At 43.8% G+C, this 18,542-nt stretch carries 15 protein-coding genes; 11 read left to right on the top strand and 4 right to left on the bottom strand.

Features of this window, described 5'->3' with window-relative positions; translation table 11 throughout:
- Positions 1 to 192: 192 nt before the first annotated feature.
- Entirely contained in the window at positions 193 to 2,640 is a 2,448-nt protein-coding gene (locus tag AC1XUD_RS07320) for a TonB-dependent receptor (protein ID WP_483360323.1), read from the top strand.
- Positions 2,641 to 2,857: 217 nt separating this feature from the next.
- Here AC1XUD_RS07320 and AC1XUD_RS07315 read toward each other — a convergent pair whose 3' ends face one another.
- On the bottom strand, positions 2,858 to 3,574 hold the full coding sequence (locus AC1XUD_RS07315; protein WP_483360322.1) for an RDD family protein: 717 nt from the start codon (positions 3,572 to 3,574) through the stop codon (positions 2,858 to 2,860).
- 86 nt (positions 3,575 to 3,660) lie between these two features.
- Here AC1XUD_RS07315 and AC1XUD_RS07310 point away from each other — a divergent pair, with 86 nt between their 5' ends.
- The 6 genes from AC1XUD_RS07310 (at position 3,661) to AC1XUD_RS07285 (ending at position 10,058) form a co-directional block, all read left to right on the top strand.
- Positions 3,661 to 4,602: a stage II sporulation protein M gene (locus tag AC1XUD_RS07310; RefSeq protein WP_483360321.1), complete on the top strand. Its 942-nt coding sequence runs from the start codon at positions 3,661 to 3,663 to the stop codon at positions 4,600 to 4,602.
- A 77-nt stretch (positions 4,603 to 4,679) separates the two neighbouring features.
- On the top strand, positions 4,680 to 5,555 hold the full coding sequence (locus AC1XUD_RS07305; RefSeq protein WP_483360320.1) for a DUF7847 domain-containing protein: 876 nt from the start codon (positions 4,680 to 4,682) through the stop codon (positions 5,553 to 5,555).
- Between the two features lie 65 nt (positions 5,556 to 5,620).
- Complete coding sequence (locus tag AC1XUD_RS07300; protein ID WP_483360319.1) at positions 5,621 to 6,397, top strand: DUF4129 domain-containing protein; 777 nt, start codon at positions 5,621 to 5,623, stop codon at positions 6,395 to 6,397.
- Positions 6,390 to 7,577, top strand: coding sequence for a DUF4350 domain-containing protein (locus AC1XUD_RS07295; protein WP_483360318.1), 1,188 nt, complete (start codon positions 6,390 to 6,392; stop codon positions 7,575 to 7,577). The genes AC1XUD_RS07300 and AC1XUD_RS07295 overlap by 8 nt, the downstream gene beginning before the upstream one ends.
- Before the next feature lie 130 nt (positions 7,578 to 7,707).
- Positions 7,708 to 8,679, top strand: coding sequence for an AAA family ATPase (locus AC1XUD_RS07290; protein WP_483360317.1), 972 nt, complete (start codon positions 7,708 to 7,710; stop codon positions 8,677 to 8,679).
- Positions 8,680 to 8,726: 47 nt separating this feature from the next.
- Positions 8,727 to 10,058: a DUF58 domain-containing protein gene (locus AC1XUD_RS07285; RefSeq protein ID WP_483360316.1), complete on the top strand. Its 1,332-nt coding sequence runs from the start codon at positions 8,727 to 8,729 to the stop codon at positions 10,056 to 10,058.
- 225 nt (positions 10,059 to 10,283) lie between these two features.
- On the opposite strand, the gene AC1XUD_RS07280 is transcribed toward AC1XUD_RS07285, so the two are convergent.
- Positions 10,284 to 10,517, bottom strand: a complete 234-nt coding sequence (locus AC1XUD_RS07280) for a hypothetical protein (protein WP_483360315.1) — start codon at positions 10,515 to 10,517, stop codon at positions 10,284 to 10,286.
- Positions 10,514 to 11,644, bottom strand: coding sequence for a glycoside hydrolase family 18 protein (locus AC1XUD_RS07275; RefSeq protein WP_483360314.1), 1,131 nt, complete (start codon positions 11,642 to 11,644; stop codon positions 10,514 to 10,516). Before AC1XUD_RS07275 ends, AC1XUD_RS07280 begins: the two co-directional genes overlap by 4 nt.
- Before the next feature lie 243 nt (positions 11,645 to 11,887).
- On the opposite strand from AC1XUD_RS07275, the gene AC1XUD_RS07270 reads away from it, so the two are divergent.
- Together AC1XUD_RS07270 and AC1XUD_RS07265 are read left to right on the top strand one after the other, a co-directional pair.
- Positions 11,888 to 13,384, top strand: a complete 1,497-nt coding sequence (locus tag AC1XUD_RS07270) for an FG-GAP repeat domain-containing protein (protein ID WP_483360313.1) — start codon at positions 11,888 to 11,890, stop codon at positions 13,382 to 13,384.
- A 157-nt stretch (positions 13,385 to 13,541) separates the two neighbouring features.
- Positions 13,542 to 14,252 (top strand): hypothetical protein, encoded by a 711-nt coding sequence (locus AC1XUD_RS07265; RefSeq protein ID WP_483360312.1) that lies wholly within the window; start codon positions 13,542 to 13,544, stop codon positions 14,250 to 14,252.
- Positions 14,253 to 14,310: 58 nt separating this feature from the next.
- Here the strand turns inward: AC1XUD_RS07265 and AC1XUD_RS07260 are convergent, their stop codons facing one another.
- Complete coding sequence (locus AC1XUD_RS07260; protein WP_483360311.1) at positions 14,311 to 15,225, bottom strand: helix-turn-helix domain-containing protein; 915 nt, start codon at positions 15,223 to 15,225, stop codon at positions 14,311 to 14,313.
- 224 nt (positions 15,226 to 15,449) lie between these two features.
- On the opposite strand from AC1XUD_RS07260, the gene AC1XUD_RS07255 reads away from it, so the two are divergent.
- Both AC1XUD_RS07255 and AC1XUD_RS07250 read left to right on the top strand, forming a co-directional pair.
- A complete protein-coding gene (locus tag AC1XUD_RS07255; protein WP_483360310.1) occupies positions 15,450 to 15,782 on the top strand; it encodes a PadR family transcriptional regulator in 333 nt (110 codons plus the stop codon).
- Between the two features lies 1 nt (position 15,783).
- On the top strand, positions 15,784 to 18,444 hold the full coding sequence (locus tag AC1XUD_RS07250) for an ABC transporter permease (RefSeq protein WP_483360309.1): 2,661 nt from the start codon (positions 15,784 to 15,786) through the stop codon (positions 18,442 to 18,444).
- Positions 18,445 to 18,542 lie beyond the last annotated feature (98 nt).

Raw genomic sequence — 18,542 nt, 5'->3', positions numbered from 1 at the left:
GACGTTGGCCTATTGCTTACCCGCTTCGGTTTTATAACGAAACTATTGGTTGCAATTTCTTCTGATTTGACTAGGAAGAAGTGATTCTTTTCGTCAGATCTCTTTTGCTTTTTTGACAACACCTTCGGGTAATTTTGGATTGCGCTACTAAAAGAAAGAAGTCCATTAGCCATGTAAATCATCGCCGCAACAATGAATTTATATTACAAAAAAATTACCTTACTCGTCCTCCTTCTCTTTTTTATGGCGTCGAGGACGATCTCTGCGCAAAATACATCATCTTTTCTGGTTAAGGGGATAGTTACAGATTCAACATCGAAAAAAGCCATAGAATTTGCGACTATAAGCATTCTGGATCACGAAAAGAAAGTAGTGGCGCTTACCTATTCCAATGAAGACGGTGGGTTTAAATCGGCGGATGTCGCCTCGGGATCCTACTTTTTGAACCTATCAATTATAGGATATGCGCAGAAGAATTTGCCTTTTCAGATTTCCTTGCAAAAACCAGTGTTTGACTTCGGGTATATCATATTAAGTTCCGACGTCACACAGCTTAATGCCGTGACAGTTACAGGAAGTCGACAGCTTGTCGAGCAACAGCCAGGGATGCTGATCTATAATGCACAGAAGGATATCAGCAATAACGGGGGTACCGCCGCCGATGTACTTCGGAAGGCGCCTATCCTAAATGTTGACGCAGCGGGGAACGTATCGATGCGTGGAAGCTCGAACCTGCGCATTTTGATCAATGGAAAATATTCCGGTCAGATGGCGCGTAGTGCCGCTGACGCGCTGAATATGATGCCTGCTAATTCGATCAAATCTGTCGAGGTAATCACTAGTCCGTCAGCACGTTATGATGCAGAGGGAGCAGCCGGGGTAATTAATATCATTACCAAAAAAGGTCAGCAAAGTGTTAGTGGGAACATCGAGGTGGTGGCAGGAAATCTGGAGCAGGCGATCAACCCACGCGTTGGGATTAATAGGGATAAGTGGAATATCAGCAGTGCGCTTCACCTTCACAGGCTTCGCAATAAAGAGTTTAGCAATTTAGAACGACTAACCTTTGATAATGGATTACAGTCCGGTCAAATGCACCAGGATATCGAGCGAGACAATGTGAAACCACACTCGTCAGGCGATTTTCAGGTTGAGTTCACACCCGATTCTGCTAACGTTTTCAATTTTTCATTAAATGGTTGGATGGGTAATTGGCCTGATAATAATCTTCAGCATAATCAGATTTTCTCTAGCTCAGGAGCATTGACTCAGGAATATGATCAAAGCGTTACAACAAAGGCTCCAACCCGAGGTGTCGATTTGAACCTGGGATATACCCATAAATTCAAAAAAGTGGGCGAAGAGCTTTATGTAATGGGTCAGCATAACCGCTCCATCGACGACTACAGATACAACGCCCTTCAACGGGATGTAGATCAGATATTGATGTACAGGGAGTTGAATAATAACAGGAATTCTAGTCAGGAATGGACTGTACAAACAGACTATACATTGCCATTTGGCGGGTCGGGGAAACATGCATTGGAAACAGGAGCAAAGGCGATCTTGCGAAATAACAGCAGTAATTATCATGTGGAAACGGGCAGCAGCGACTATCCTGAAATTTTAGTTCCAGATGATGATCGCACCGACATATTTAAATACAATCAAAATGTGGTAGCTGCATATAGTCAGTTAAAATTTAAATGGAACAAAGGTTGGGCTTTGCATGCGGGAGCAAGAGTAGAAGGTACTTTTCTGGAAGGTAGTCAACAAAATGCAGGAACCGATTTCAGCAATAACTTTTGGAATTTTGTGCCGAGTGCTACGATTTTCAAAAAGCTGAATGCAAATAACAACCTTACATTGAGTTATACCAAAAGGATATCCCGTCCATCTATCTGGGATCTCAATCCGAACGTGGATAGTCAGGATCCCAGGAACATCATCATTGGAAATCCAGCACTGCGTCCAGAAGAAGTGAATCAGGTTGAATTTACATATGCCCTGCAAACCGACGCAGACCTCTTTATGAATTTCTCACTTTTCGGCAGAAAGACTGATCATTCAATTGAAAGTATTGTCAATATTGATCCGTCAGGAGTTGCTACTACAACCAAGCAGAATCTCGCTTCCAACACCCAATTTGGTCTCAACTTTTCAACTTCGCTGAACGTGCTGCCGGGTTGGAAAATCAACAGTAATGCCAATATTCGTCATGCCCGGTATGAAAGCTCGGCACTTCATATCAACAATAGCGGGATGGCCTGGGGAATTAACGTGAATAGCAGTTGGAAACTTCCCAATAATTTTAGCCTGCAGGCATATACCGATTATGACGTGCGTAGTGTTACCATGCAGGGATATGAAGGCTCGTGGTTTTATTACAGTTTTTCGGCCAAAAAGGAGTTGCCGGCTAAAAAGCTGACGGTCAACCTGACGGTAGTCAACCCATTCAGCATCGGTGCTTCCCAAACTGTAGTGACAAGGTCTGTCGATTTTGATTCGACACTCCGCAGCGAATATCTGATTCGCTCAGTCCGCCTTTCGCTGAACTGGGAATTTGGCAGTATATTCAAAGGTGCCAACAGCCGAAAAATCAGCAACGACGACCAGAAAAATGCGAAGTCGGGAGGCTAAGCTCAACCCGATTTGCAATCGGGTTGGCCTGGTTAAGCGTTTGTAACGCGATCTTGATACAATCGGGTTGGCCAGGTTAAGCGTTTGCACGCGATATTGATACAATCGGGTTGCGTTGTTAAAGCTTTGCAACGCGATCCTGAATCAATATTAAAATTTAAAAGCATGAACGGCGCCTTTCAAGCTCAACCCGATTGCAAATCCAAAGGAGCTTCCATCAATCTGCCTCCAAAGTGGCGTAATATTCATAATCGTTGATCACCTTTCTCAGAAAAACATGGGGTTCGTCCAGACTATTCACACCTATTAATTCTTCTATTTTGTGAACAGCGTCTTGTTGAAGTTGAGGGCTGTTCGAGGCAATCACCTTCCGCAAAATGCTGATATCCTTATCCGAAAGCTGGACGACATTGGGAAACGAGGGCTGGTAGTTTGGAGTCCATCCCGGTCGTATCAGGTTTTCAAGGCGAACGGTTGGCTTGGTCTTGATAACGGTAGTTCCAGCAGCCAGGTCACCGATCCGCTGACCTTTACCGGTTACAGCAATCGTAATTATAGCAACCAGACCAGAAAAAAGACCTATATCGACAAGCGATAAAAGCCATCTTAATAAGTAAGAACTCAACGTAGCTTTGCTGCCGTCAAGTCTGATCACTCGTATTTTCAGGGCGATTTTCCCCACTGTCTGCCCATCCAGAAAATATTCCGTTAGCAGTGGATATAGCAGAATGGGCAAACCAACAGCGCCAATCCAAATCCAGACTCCCGAGGCGCCTTGTTCGGCAACTTTACTGACAGCCAGTAATGCCGCCATTGCCATGAACCATCCAAAATAAACCATATAATCCAAAAGCTGCGCCAATATGCGGTCGCCGATGCTGGCAATTTCGTAGTCGACACCAACATTTTGGGCGGTTTCAATTTGGATACTCATTAATTTGTATGGGTTTGGGAAGATGAAAATTATTTTATCTTGCAGGAAAAATAAAGGAAAGCCAGTAATATTCCAATCCGGTTAATATGAGGGAAGCTCTTTTTGTAAAACGTAATTCAGAACGCTGGCAGACTTACGAAGAAAACCCCACCAACGATCCTGACGAGCTCACAGCCCGATTCATAACTCTGACGGACGATCTTTCTTGTGCGCGCACCTTTTATCCAGGTTCTTCAGTGCTCCAATATCTGAACGGCCTCACCGCTCATGTTCACGGGAAGTTATATAGGAATCGTAAAGAGGATGCGGGACGGATCAGAACATTTTGGGTTTATGAACTGCCGCTGGTTTTCTTCAACGCACGATTTCATTTGTTGTACTCATTTTTGTTTTTTCTGGTGGCATTTTTTATTGGCACCATATCGGCAGCAAATGATGAAACATTTGTGAGGCTCATTCTCGGAGATTCATACGTAAATCAAACCCTGGAAAATATAAGCAAAGGGGATCCGCTGGCTATCTATAAGTCGCAATCATCAGCAGATATGTTCCTAGGTATTACGATAAATAACATTGGTGTATCATTTAAGGCATTCGCTTTTGGGTTGATATATTCCGTAGGTACCATTTTTATTCTGATTCAAAACGGGATTATGTTAGGAGCATTTCAATATTTCTTTTTTGAAAAGGGACTTTTATTAGAATCCGTTTTAAAGATCTGGATACACGGAACACTGGAGATTTCAGCCATTGTCATTGCCGCAGCAGCGGGATTGGTAATGGGCAATAGTCTGTTGTTTCCCGGAACTTTCTCCAGAATCGAGTCTTTTAAAAGCGGAGCAAAGCAAGGGTTGAAAATGATCATCGGACTTGTTCCGGTATTCATTGCCGCAGGTTTCCTTGAAAGCTTCGTTACACGTCTTACACTGCCGATATGGGCGAGCGCAGGTATTATCGGAGTTTCTGCTGCTTTTATCGTCTGGTATTTTATTATATACCCAAGACAACGTTATGCAAGCTATCAGTAGTCCCTTTTAATTACCATCTAACCTTTTCGATAGCTAGCTACCGAAGGCCGAAGCCTTATAAACCACTTCCTTTTTCCATGAACAAAACCATTCCACTTCTACAACAACGCGACTTTGGCGCAAAAGTTAATGCTTCTTTCGAGTTTGCGAAACAGAATTTTGGCCCTCTCGTTAAAACACTTGTTTTTATAGCCGGACCGCCAGCGATATTCGCCGGGATCGGGCAGGGTATTATGCAATCCAATATTTTAGGAGTGGCACAAAATCCCAACATTTTTTCACAGTTCAATCAGTATTTTACCCCGGGTTTTGCCATTACGATGATTTTCTCGATCATCGCCTATTTTATGGCATATGCTTCTGTATGTGCTTTTATGACATTGTATGAGGAAAGAGGATCATCAGAAGGTATAACGCCGGGGGTAGTTTGGGAGAAAATAAGTGATAATTTATCCGCAAGCGTCGTCGCTATGATGCTCTCTTTTTTGGCAGCAATTGTGGGGCTTGCTTTTTTCATCATTCCCGGCATATATCTGAGCGTTGCGTTGCAATTTTTCATGATGATAACAATACGGGAAGGGTTGTCTGCCGGAGATTCTTTAACCCGGAGTCGAAAACTCATTCGAGACAAGTGGTGGTCGACTTTCGGGTTGGTTATTATCATGTCATTCATCGCCGGACTCATCTCGATCGTTTTTCAGATTCCCGTTTTGATTGGCACAATAATGACGACTTTAGGCATTATTAAAGATTTGAGTAATGCAAAAGCACTGGTGATAGGCGGGAGCATTCTCTCTATTTTCGGAAGTACAATTGTGCAGGGACTCATATGGGTATCATTGGGTTTTCAATATTATAATTTGGTGGAAAGAGCAGATGGCTCATCGTTGAAATCTGAAATTGATCAGCTGGGAAAGGGAGATTGGGAGAGGCCAAGGAGCGAGGAGTTCTGATTGATTGCCAAAACTCGTTTGAGGAATTTTAATTTACGGGGTCATAAAAGACCAAATTGTACTCAATGATTTTTATCGCCGGGAAAAGTAAGTTTTTAACTCATATCAAGCCAAAACCTCTACTGAAGGTTTTGATTTACTTCTTGTTTCTTGCAAGCCCATACGCGCATGTAAACGCACAGAAGGATAGTGTTGGAGTAGTAGTGTCTGATGCCAGCGTCATTGTCCCAAGATATCCTAAGGCTGAGCACATTGAAGAATTTCTCAATGATAGAGATTATCAGTACAGGGATGATCCCCAGCCGCCAACCAGCCCGTTTGAGAGGTGGTTCCAATGGTTTTGGAAGAAGCTCTCGGCACTTTTTGAAGGGAAATCCTATAAAAATTTCTGGCAATATGTGATCCTGGCTTCGATGGCGGCGCTGTTCATTTTCTTGCTCTACAAAGCAGGGATTCTTGAATTTGTCTTTGCATCAAAAGCCAATTCCGACCCTACTGATTACGTAGTTGGGGAGGAAAATATTCACGAGATCAATTTCGAAAAAGCGATTGAAGACGCACTCACATCTGGCGACTACCGCCTTGCAATCAGGCTGCAATATCTTCGTACACTCAAATTGCTTTCTTTGAAAGAGCTGATCAGCTGGAGGCCCAACAGAACTAATTATAGCTATGTACATGAGTTGGAAAAGTACCCATATCAACCTGATTTTGTGCAGATAACGCGTTATTTCGAATTTGCGTGGTATGGTGATTTCCGTGTGAGCAAATCGGAGTATGAAGAAATGGAGGCGTTTTCGGTATCATTCCACGGCAAATTGAACCAACGCGCCCATGTTTAGTCTCAATAGATACTGGTTTTTTCTGGGGATTATCGTGCTGGCATATGCAGCTTTCGAATACTATCGTCCCAAACCGTTAGATTGGACGTCCACCTATTCGAATAAGGATAATATACCTTTTGGCGCCGAAGCTATATATCAATTATTACCAGACCTGATCGGCAACCGGAAGGTAACAAGTCTCCGCATTCCACCATATAATCACCTGCATGAGGATTCATTGCTCCCGAGCCGAAGCAGCTACATATTTATCAACAACGAATGTCTGATTGACGATAACGACCAAAAGGCATTACTTGATTATGTAAAAAAGGGCAATACGGTATTCATATCAGCTTACGATTTTCCGGATTCATTGATGAAGGTTTTGGGAGTAAAGGCTATTCTTGATGCACCCTCAAAAACTGATACGGCTAAATATGTGAATTTCGTAAATCCACGACTGCGTGAGGAAAAAGGCCTTCTTTTTCCAAAGGATGACGGACGTAACCATCTCAAAATCATCAACTTCGAAAAAAATATCCTGCTGGCTTCCAATGAGAAAAATGAGCCGGTTTTTGTTCAGTCGGCATATGGTAAAGGAAAGGTTTATCTTCATAACCTACCTCTTGCCTTTACGAATTATTTTATTGTGGATACGCTGACTAACAAACACGCTTTCAAGGCGTTGTCTTACTTGCCTGAGCAGCCTGTTTTTTGGGATGAATATCAAAAGCAAGGAAGGTTTGGTGAAGAAGAAGGTTCTGTTTTTCGATATATTGTCAGTCAGCCGGGCCTCAAAAATGCATATTATTTGGGTCTGATACTGTTGCTTTTGTTTGCCATTTTTTATGGAAAAAGGCGGCAACGTGTTATACCGGTTATCAATCCGCCTAAAAACGTTTCGCTGGAATTCGTGACGACAATCGGCAACATGTACTATAGAAAGGGAGATCATGCGAATATTGCAGAGAAACTGAAACATCATTTCTGGATTTACGTCCGGGAAAGATTTGGAATCACCACTAGCCAGATGAAAGAAACAGACCTATTTTCTATTCTTGCACAAAAAAGCGGTTTCTCAGAATCAGAAATGCAACTACTTCAGGAAGAAATCGCTGACCAGCACGGCAAATGGACAGCTGATCGCCTGAAGGATTTGAATAGCCGGTTGGAAGATTTTTATGAAAGAACGAGGTAATGGAAGAAGGGGGAAAGGGAGGAACGAAGGAAGGGAAGAACAGGTTAACGGCGAAAGGAAAAACGCTGCGCAACTCTGCTGAAAACTCTTTGAACTCTGCGTTTAAATAACAACAACAAATAAAGAAATAATGGAATTTACGAATCGAATTGAACTGGCTGATTTACAGGAGGCCGTTAATAATATAAAAAAGGAAATCGGGCAAATCGTGGTTGGTCAGCACGCTACGGTTGAGTATATACTTGCTGCGTTGTTAGCCGACGGGCATATACTGCTTGAAGGGGTTCCTGGTGTAGCCAAAACCTTGCTGGCAAAAGTGCTTGCCAAGACGATCGATGTCGGCTTTGGGCGGGTTCAATTTACGCCGGATTTAATGCCGTCCGATGTGTTGGGGACTTCGGTATACAACAGCAAAAAGATGGAGTTTGAATTCAAGAGCGGTCCGGTTTTTTCAAATATTGTTTTGGTGGATGAGGTAAACCGGGCTCCCGCCAAAACGCAGTCGGCACTTTTTGAAGTCATGGAAGAGAGACAGGTTACCGTGGACGGCGTGACATATCCCATGACTGAACCATTCCTTATCCTTGCCACCCAAAATCCTGTTGAGCACGAAGGGACATACCGATTGCCGGAGGCGCAGTTAGATCGCTTTATTTTCAAGTTAAATGTGGGATATCCAACCTCGGCGGATGAGGTCGGCATATTGCAAGGCCATCACCAACGTCGCTCACTGCACGATGCGATCCTTGAGCTAAAACCGATTGTTAATGCAGAACAGCTGGCTGCGTTGCGTGAAAAGGTACGTCTCGTTCATGTAGAGGATAAATTGATGGAATATATAGTGTCGGTAGTCGCTTCCACACGCTCGCATCCTGCTCTGTTTCTGGGTGCATCTCCCAGAGCGTCGGTTGCGTTACTTAATAGCTGCAAAGCGCTGGCTGCATTGCGCGGAAGGGATTTCATAACCCCGGACGACGTCCAGGAGTTGGCATATCCAGTCCTTCGACACCGTATTATCCTCACTCCCGAACGAGAAATGGAAGGAGCGACGCAAGATGATATTATCAAATTGATTTTGGAAAAAACAGAAGTGCCGCGTTGAACTGCGCCTGATACCTATTTGAGAACAAATCAACACTAACTTCCACAATGCGTTTAATACGTTCCCTATATTTTTCGTTGATTTTCTGGATTGTCGGCGGCGTGTTGATGGCTGGGTTTGTTGTGGCATATGTCTTTCCGATTCTGCTTCCTGTTTTCAATTTGTTGTTGGTGGTAGCGCTGCTCCTTGTTGCAGGAGATATATCCGTTTTGTACCGTAGTAACAGCAGTTTTTTCGCCAGACGCAGCTCACCGGATCGCCTTTCAAATGGGGATGAAAACGGCATAACGATCTTTCTCGAAAGCCGTTACCCATTCAAAACAAGCGTTGAGGTCATTGATGAAATTCCACATCAGTTTCAACGCCGGGATGTGCTTTTTGAAATGAAAATGGAGCCACGCTCCGAAAAGCAGATTCATTATAACCTCAGACCTGTCAGTCGCGGGGTATATGAGTTCGGGCACATCAATGTTTTTGTCGGCACTCCATTAGGATTGGTAAAACGCAGATTCAAATTTGAAGTAAAAAACGACGTGGCGGTATATCCGTCTTTTCTGCAGATGCGACAATATGCATTGATGGCGATCGCCAACCGGCTCACGGAGGTTGGAATTCGCAAAATCAGGCGGGTTGGGCACTCCATGGAGTTTGATCAGGTGCGGAGTTATGTTCCGGGCGATGATCGTCGGTCAGTAAACTGGAAGGCTACAGCGCGGCGAGGTGACGTGATGGTGAACGCTTACCAAGATGAAAAACAGCAATCGGTATATTGCCTGATTGATAAAGGCCGGGTCATGCAGTCCCCTTTTGAAGGACTAACCTTACTGGATTATGCCATTAACGCTTCGCTTGTAATGAGCAATATTGCGTTGCTAAAAGAGGACAGAGCTGGGTTGATCACTTTCTCGGATACTATTGGGCAGATTGTGGCCGCTGACAAAAGGGCCGGACATTTACAAAAGTTGCTGGAAGTGCTTTACCGACAGAAAACCCGGTTTCTGGAATCTGATTTTGAAAGGTTAAGTGTAGCCGTCCGGACGCAAGTGCGTCAGAGAAGTCTGCTCCTTCTTTTTACAAATTTTGAAACTGTGGACGGGATGCAACGTCAATTGCCTTATCTAAGACGTCTTGCCAAAGATCATCTGCTGGTAGTGATTTTATTCGAAAATACCGAAACCAAACATCTCATCGAAACACCTGCAAAAAATGTGGAGGAGGTGTATCTGAAAACCATTGCACAACGGTTTTATTACGAAAAGAAGAGAATCACTTCGGAGTTGAGACAATACGGTATTCAAACGATTCTGACAGCTCCGCAGCATCTGTCGGCTAATACGATCAATAAATATCTGGAGTTAAAGGCGCGCGGGGCAATTTAGCGGGAAGGATTTGCTTGTGCTACAAATGGTTAAGTATGAGAAAGTTAATAGTCAAAGGGAGAAATGTTGACCGATGATGCTGGCTCTTAAATCACAATACTAAGTCTCTTCGGGGGTTTGTGAAAAATGAAAATAGGCAAAATAATATAGTCGCGTTGCAAACGCTGAACCATTGCGACCGGATTGCAAATCCGGTCGAGCTACGTCGAGCTTCTTCCAGCTCCGTTAACTCTTTCTCGGCAAGTTCCTTTTCGTTCCGCCTCCCTTTCCATGAAAATATTTGAAATAAATCAGCACCATCATAACCACCAGAACGATGGAGAACGCGAGATAGATTTTGGGCACATTTTCCCTCCCAAATCTTGGATGCTGAAATTCTTTATAAGCCATACACGCCATAAAAATCGCAGTGACCAGGACTCCGGCGTTGTATTTTAAAAACTTTAAGAACGATTTCATTTTAAGTCTTTTGATATTTCGTTGAGCAGATATCCTTTTGGATCACTGAAATACTCCCAAAAGAATATACCAGCCAGCTTATTCTTTTTGATATACTTACATTTTCCCTTTATCGATTTTTCGTCTTCGTACGTGATAAACACCTTTGATTCGGCATTGAAAAGGTAGGGAGCTTTTGCCTTTTTGTCGTAGTATTTTTTGTACCCATTCTGGTCAATCATCGTGTCCTTGATTTTGGTATAACCGCCTCCCTGCACAGCTTTTACCCTTTTCTGGCCCAATCCATTGTTAACTGCACTTTCGGCCTCCCAACCTTTACCATAAAAAGCAGCTCCCAGGCCAATTTTATAAGCAGGCAAACCGGCAGCTATAAAGTTCCTGACCGAGCGATCGGCGGACGACATATCAGGGTCTTTTTTGTCAGCATATAAATTGGTGTGATGCCCCACTGTTCCATTTCTCCCGCCGTAGTCATAGGTCATAATCAACACATAATCCATGTATTGCGCCAGCGCGCCCATATCTGTATGTTCAATAAAGGACTTTGACCCACCTACCGCAGCAGTTAGCAAATATTTCTTTCCCTTTTCCTGTGCCAGTTTATCCAGCTCTTCCCGAAAAGCCTTGAACATCAGCGTGAAATTCTCCTTGTCTTCCGGTCGGTAAATATTTCCCTCTTCACCTTTCATGCCCGGATATTCCCAGTCAATATCGACTCCGTCGAGGTCAAACTGCCGGATGATATCGACACCTGATTTCGCAAATTTTATCCTGGAACTTTCCGTCAAAACGGCGTCTGAAAAGTTTTCACTCCAAGCCCAGCCGCCAATGGAAATCAATATTTTAAGATCTGGATTGACACGTTTCAATTCATTCAGTTTCCGAAAGTTGGTAGAGTCCGTCGCAAGGTTGGTAAGTACAGCCAGGCTGTCTTGAACGTTCACAAAAGCGTAGTTGATATGCGTCAACTTGGATACATCGATCAACTCGGTATTCACCAGTCCCCTGAAGCCACCAACGTAACCGTTAACTATATACTTATGTTTTTTGGGTGTTTGGGCGAAAGAATCGGCTGTGTATAGGCCCAGGAATATCAGGATAAAAAAGCGAACGAGGCGAGTGTTCATATTCTGTCTGGTTAAGGGATCGATTAGTTCTGGAAATTACACAGGAAAATATCTGTGTGCAACCTGGAAGAAGTTGGCATAAGAAATAATACTGGCAGGAAAACTTACATCACGTCAGTTAAAGTCGCAAGAGTCCTATTCCTTTCAAAGTAAATCAACCGCAGGATACAAATTTATGTTTTACAAAAAGTATATTTTGGTTACTTATCCTTTTGTGTATTAAGATGTTATCAACGGTTTCTTATGAAAAAAATAATCATCCTCATTACGGCAATTGCGATGGTTTGCGGTGGATGGTATTATATGGCTCACCGTCGTCCATATGAGCAATGGTCAAAAACTTTACCCGGAATCGGAACATTTTCTTCGCCGCGGGCAGAAGACATAAATGGAGACGGCGTGATGGATATCATTATCGGCGCAGGTAAGGCCGAGTTTGAATTTAGCGATTCTGCAATGGTGGCTCTGGATGGCAAATCGGGAGATTTGATATGGGCTAAATCTGCAACGGATCAAATATTTGGATCCGCTGGGCTTTACGATATAAACGGAGACGGCGTTAAGGACGCATTTTTTGCAGGACGATCTGTTGAATTTCAAGCTCTTGACGGGAAAACAGGGAAAGCTATCTGGCATTTTGATTCCACGCTTTATTCGCAAAATGGGAAAAGGTGGTTTAATTTTTATGACCCCCAGTTCATTCAGGACGTCGACGGCGATGGACTTCAGGATATTCTTATTTCCAATGGAGGAGATATAAAAGTGCCTCCATTTAATCCAAACCGCGCTGCGGGCCGCCTAGTGATATTAAGCAGCGCAAATGGGAAGTTGCTGGCAGAAGCCGAAATGCCGGACGACAAAGAAATATATATGTCTGTCGCCGTGGATTTCAATAAGGAGGATCCGGGAAAATCTAAAATTATATTCGGAACAGGGGGAGAAACGGTTGGGGGGAACTTGTTTGTGGGAACGATCGAAATGGTACTGGACGGTGATTTGTCTAAAGCTCAAAAGCTGGCTGTCGGGGAGAAAAAAGGCTTCATATCTCCACCCGCATGGGTTGATATCAATGGAGATGGCGCGCTGGATATTGTGGCTAATAGTGTGGATGGGCGGATTTTGACATTCGATGGACTGAGCTTTAATCCCTTTTGGTCAGCCCGGTTGCCCCGCACAGAAGCTTACACGACCATGGCAGTTGGAAATTTTGATTCAGATGCTACGCCTGATTTTTTTATATCATTTGCCAAAGGTCAGTGGCCTTATCTCAAGTGGACCAAACAGGCGATGATCAGCGGGAAAGATGGTTCGATTCAATTTCTCGATTCGCTAAGCTATTATCAAACGAGCAGCCCGATCGTTGCCGACCTTAATGGGGATGATATCGACGAAGTGTTATTGAGTGTCGATTATCAAATTCTGGAAGGACAGGAAAAAGTTTTCAATACAGCCATATATACCATAGATTTCACAACGGATCGAATCAAGAGCCTTGTTGACCCGAAACCCGGACATAACCTTTCGTCAACACCATGGATCGGAGATCTGGATGGCGATGGGTATCTGGAAGTAATATATTGTAACAGCACCGACACGCAGAATTTACTTGCAAAATCCTTCGAAGGCATGCAAGTCCATCGAATCGAAACCTTCTCGTCCTCAAAAAAACAGGTTAAGTGGGGTTCCTATATGGGAAGCAATTATGACGGAGTATTTAAAATGGCTGATCCCGTGAATTGAAGGGCTTGCTGCAAGTGTTTCTCAAAATCAGATTGATTTCCAGCCGGAGAAGATATATCCTCTTTCAATTTTATTGGCAGATTCATACTATTTTTTCCTTCCAACGACGCCTAGTTTTGAGATATAAATTCTAAAAAATCTAGACGTTCGTGCTCCTATGGAAAAGACTTATACCCCTAATACCGACATCAGTTATTTCTTTATCGGTGTGCTGATCTGCAGCCTGATTGGCTTCCATTTCACGTATACGATGCAGTTCCCCACTTTTACGGGGCTGACGGCTGTCCATCATTTTCATGGTGCCATACTGATGTCGTGGTTTTTGATGTTAATTGTCCAACCGTTTTTAATCCGGTATAAAAAATATGCGTGGCATCGTCAGCTCGGGAAATTGTCCTATGCGCTGGTACCGCTGATTTTGCTTTCCATCTTTTTGGTAACCAAGGTTTCTTACCTAAAAAATATAACCCGTCAACCCACCGATGTTGCTATTGGCGGACTGGCGCTGGATATACCCGTTATCCTCATATTTGGCTTATTCTTTGCGCTCGCGATGGTCAACCGCAGAACTACGGCAGCCCATATGCGCTATATGGTGGGAACTTCTCTGCTGATGATCGGGCCGGGTCTGGGTCGGGCTTTGATCATTTTTGGGGGCATTCCATTTCCAGTCGCTGTGACGTATACGATGTTTGTTGCCGAGGCGATCGCCATCGTGTTTATCATCTACGACTATGCTAAAGGCAATTTTCTGAAACCTTATCTCACTGTTCTTATGGGTTTACTATTTTGCCATATCTGCTGGAGTTATCAAATGGCCGCGTGGTGGCAAGCATTTGGACGCTGGTTTGTAGAGGTCCTTTTTTAGGTTTGAGAACATGGAATGAGCAGCTGAGGCTTTATTCCCTGGATTAAGCTCTAATACCCTAAAAGCCAGAACGCTTTGCTTGAATAAATCTTTCCTTTGCGGTCTTCGAATTCAGGAGATCAAAGTTTGAGCCAGCAGAATCGAAAATGTTAATACATGCCCTTGAAAATTGCGCTTCATCAACCAAAAATGCACCTGGGTTTCTGTTCGTAAACTGATTGAAATATCGGATCATATGCATCTGGTCGTAGTATCCGCATTCGTGTGCAATGGATGTCCAGTTTTTGGTGGGGTGCATAAGTTTCATTTTTAGCGCCTTCTCAAAACGGAGCAGCTGCGTATATTGCTTGGGCGAAATCCCGAGCAGGCTGGTAAACTTTCTTTCGAAACTTCGCACACTCATATTACATATCGCAGCGTAAGTCGGGATACTTTCAAATTCAAGACAATTGTTCAACTTGTTGACCACGAAGCTTATGCCGTCTGCAAAATAATTTTTCTGCGTATGAGCATTTAAAGTGGTTAATAGAAATCCATCCGCAATTGCAGCCATTTGCTCCACGTTTTTTGCGTTATGCAATGTATCATTGAAGTTTTGGATCGTATAACCAAAAACATCTTCCGCCACAAGAATCCGGTCGGTGATCTCCGTTACCGGCAGCCGAAAAATTCTATTTAATCCGTCCGGTTTAAATTCTATAATAAAAGTATGATATAGGCCATCAAACCGGACCATGCCATTGTCATGCAGCACCGGTCCAACCAGGTAATTGTCGCTGCTTGATAAGGACGAGCTCGCATATTGAGTTTGATGTACCGGCCGGTCTGCCAGATAAAAAATCAATATCACCTCAAATGCGGCCGGCCATTGGCTGGCATACTTCACAGGTTTTCCTTCTGAAGTAGACAATATATATTGGTTAACGTAGGGGCTCAAAGCCGGACTGGGTGATATGCAATAGTTGGTAATCATCTGTGATTCAGGATGAGCTTTCTGGCATTTTGAGGCGAATCTGAGTAATAAGGTAAGGAGATTAACTGAGATATTTGTTAAATGGTTTTACTTGTTATTGTCTGGTTATCAAATACTTGGAAACTGGAACCGGATTTTTGTATTTTGTTAAAAATAGTTAATTAAATCCCATTTTGTATGTATAATAATATCATTTTACATACATTTAAATAATTAATACTACGATGAAAGGAACGAACCTTGGAGAATTTGAAGAACTGGTGTTGCTCACCGTCGCCACGTTGACGGGGGAGGCGTACAGCGTCTCCATATGCGACGACCTTTCCAATTATACAGGTCGTTCGATGAAATTAGGTGTGGTCCACGCGGTACTGCACCGTCTTGAAGAGAAAGGACTTGTGAAAAGTGAGCTGGGCGAGGCGACGAAGACGCGGGGTGGTAAACGCAAAAGATTTTATAAAATCACGGTGCCAGGGAAAACTGCATTGGTTCGTGCTAAGGAAATGCGTGACGACTTGTGGGAAAAGATACCGTCGCTTGTCTGGAGTAAATTGTAATATGAAAGATCAACACAACCATCATCCGCCCGCGTGGGCACAGCGATTTGTGGAATGGTATTGCAAACCGGGGCTCGTCGAGGACCTCATCGGGGATCTCAATGAATATTTTGAGCGGAATGTACGCTCTGTAGGGCCTCGCCGAGCGAAGCTGATATATATGATCGATGCCATTAAGTTTTTCAGAACATATACTGTAAGGAAACCAAAATTTGCTGACCTTTTTATCAATTGGATCATGATCGGAAGCTACTTCAAAACATCGGGACGCGGCTTATTGCGTAACAAATTGTTCTCATCCATCAATATCGTTGGCCTAGCCATCAGCATGTCAGTCGGCTTACTGCTGATCGCATTTGTGCTTGACCTGCGATCATACGATAAGTTCAACAGGAAAGGCGACAGGATATATCGCATTACTAACGTGGCGTCTTTCAAAGGCGAACGGGGTGGCAAGTACTCGTCAACTTCGATAAAGACCGGAAAATTGATCCGGGAGAAAGTAAAAGGTGTCGAAGAAGTGGCTATTCTAAAAAATGACTTTTTGCAGGATGCGAAGGTGGGCGATAAAATTCTACCCATCAAAGGCTTTTGGGCGGAGCCATCGGTCTTCCGGATATTCACATTTCCGATGTTGGAAGGTAATCCTGAAACGGCACTGGAAGAACCTTATTCGGTCGTTCTCACAGAAACGGCCGTGAAGAAACTATTTGGCGACGCACCCGCCCTGGGCAAGGCGGTCAAATTTGATACGCTCGACTACCAGGTGACAGGTATCATAAAAGACGTTCCTTTCTTCTCGCATATCAGTTTCGAAGCGCTTGTATCTCTGTCGACAGCCGAGCAGCTCAACAAGAATGACGTGAACTTTGGAAAATGGTCAAGTATGTATTCGAATTCCGTCTATCTTTTGTTGCCCGAAAATGCTGACCAAACAGCTATTCAGTCACAGCTCAATGCCATTGCAAAGGAGGAAAATCTTGCAGAAGAAAATACGAAGATTCAACTTGAACTTCTTCCTTTATACAATATCGTGGTTGGAGAGCAGCTTATATCCGGGTCAATGAGCGGATCTGTGGGGCCTCATACGCCGTCAATGGTGCTCTGGATACTAGGAGGGCTTGCTTTTGTTGTGATATTGTCTGCCTGTTTTAACTATACCAATCTTTCGATCGCACGGGGTATGCGTCGTTTCAAAGAAGTGGGTCTTCGTAAAGCAATCGGCGCGGGAAAGAGCCAGGTGCGACAACAGTTTCTCTCCGAATCAATCATGATTTCCCTGGCAGCCCTCTTTCTTTCATTCTTCCTGTTTCTCGTTTTACGGCCTCAGCTGATCAATATAGCCCCTGAGATGCAGCGCACTGTGAAACTGGATCTTACTCCCACTGTGGTCTTGGCCTTTATCGGCTTTTCGGTTACCGTCGGTATTATTGCCGGTATTATTCCGGCCATTTTCTTTTCAAAAACCAGCGCAATAAGTGCACTTCGGAATTCGACGAATGTGAGGTTTTTGAAACATGTTCCACTCAGACGCGCTCTGGCGGTGATTCAATATACGGTCACGCTGATTTTTATTACAACCACAGCCATTGGCTACGTTCAATATAAAAACATATTGGCATTCGACTTGGGATTTAATACCGAGAACATCCTGAACATCAATATGCAGGGTAATAAACCCGATGCACTTCTCAAGGAACTAAGCGAGATGCCGGAAGTAACGGATATATCCCGTTCCCTGATCGTAACCAGCGTTGGAAATGCGTGGGGTGGTTTTATGAAATACAAAGATTCGCAGGACTCAGTGCTGGTGATGACCAACCAGGTAGATGAGAATTATATGCCGCTTCATGGATATCAGCTCATTGCGGGCGGAAACTTTATTAAAAGACCCACCACAGGCGATGCCGTCAGTGAGCTGATTGTCAATGAGCAATTTTTGAAGCGATTCAATATCAGTGGGGGAGATCCGGGAAAGGCGATCGGAGAAGAGGTTTTATTCAGTAATTTCAGTGTAAACGGGCGCAAAATGGCGATCGTTGGTGTCATGAAGGACTTTCACTATGGCAAAGTTGATAATCTCATCGGACCGGTTGCGTTCATGCCCTGGACGCCCGGAGACGGCGCAATTATCAATGCTAAAATACAGAGCGCGGATATGCCAGCGACCATGGCAAAGATTGAGTCTACCTGGGAAAAGATCGACCGGGTTCATCCCTTTAAGGCTGAATTTTACGACCAGGCGATTGCAGATGCATATAGCGAGTTTTCCACCATGATCAAAATCATCGGTTTCCTTTCATTCCTTGCTATTTCCATTGCCTCAATAGGCTTATTCGGAATGGTCGTATTTACTACCGAAACCAGACTAAAAGAAATCGGTATCCGCAAAGTAATGGGCGCCACTTCGGGCAATCTGATATACTTGCTAAGCCGCGGTTTCCTATTGCTGCTGTCTATATCGGCACTCATCGCACTTCCAGTAACTTATCTTTTCTTTGAAAGATTTGTCCTCACCAATTTCCCTTATCACACACCCGTGCATTTCGTCGAACTGTTCATTGGCTTGCTGGCCGTATTACTGATCGCATTTGTCATGATCGGTTCGCAGACGTTGAAGGCGGCGAGGAGTAATCCGGTGGAGGTACTCAAGAGTGAATAGGGACAAGAAATTGCCTTAATGACTTAACAAGACGTGAAAATTATGGATCTTGTTACCTTTGGTGTTGTGAGTTCAATTGCTGACTTGTTTGATGAGAA

The organism is Dyadobacter sp. HNCC25DJ184, assembly GCF_056895215.1.
The sequence above is the reverse complement of the archived record's forward strand: the minus strand, read 5'-3'. Positions and strand labels throughout refer to the sequence as shown.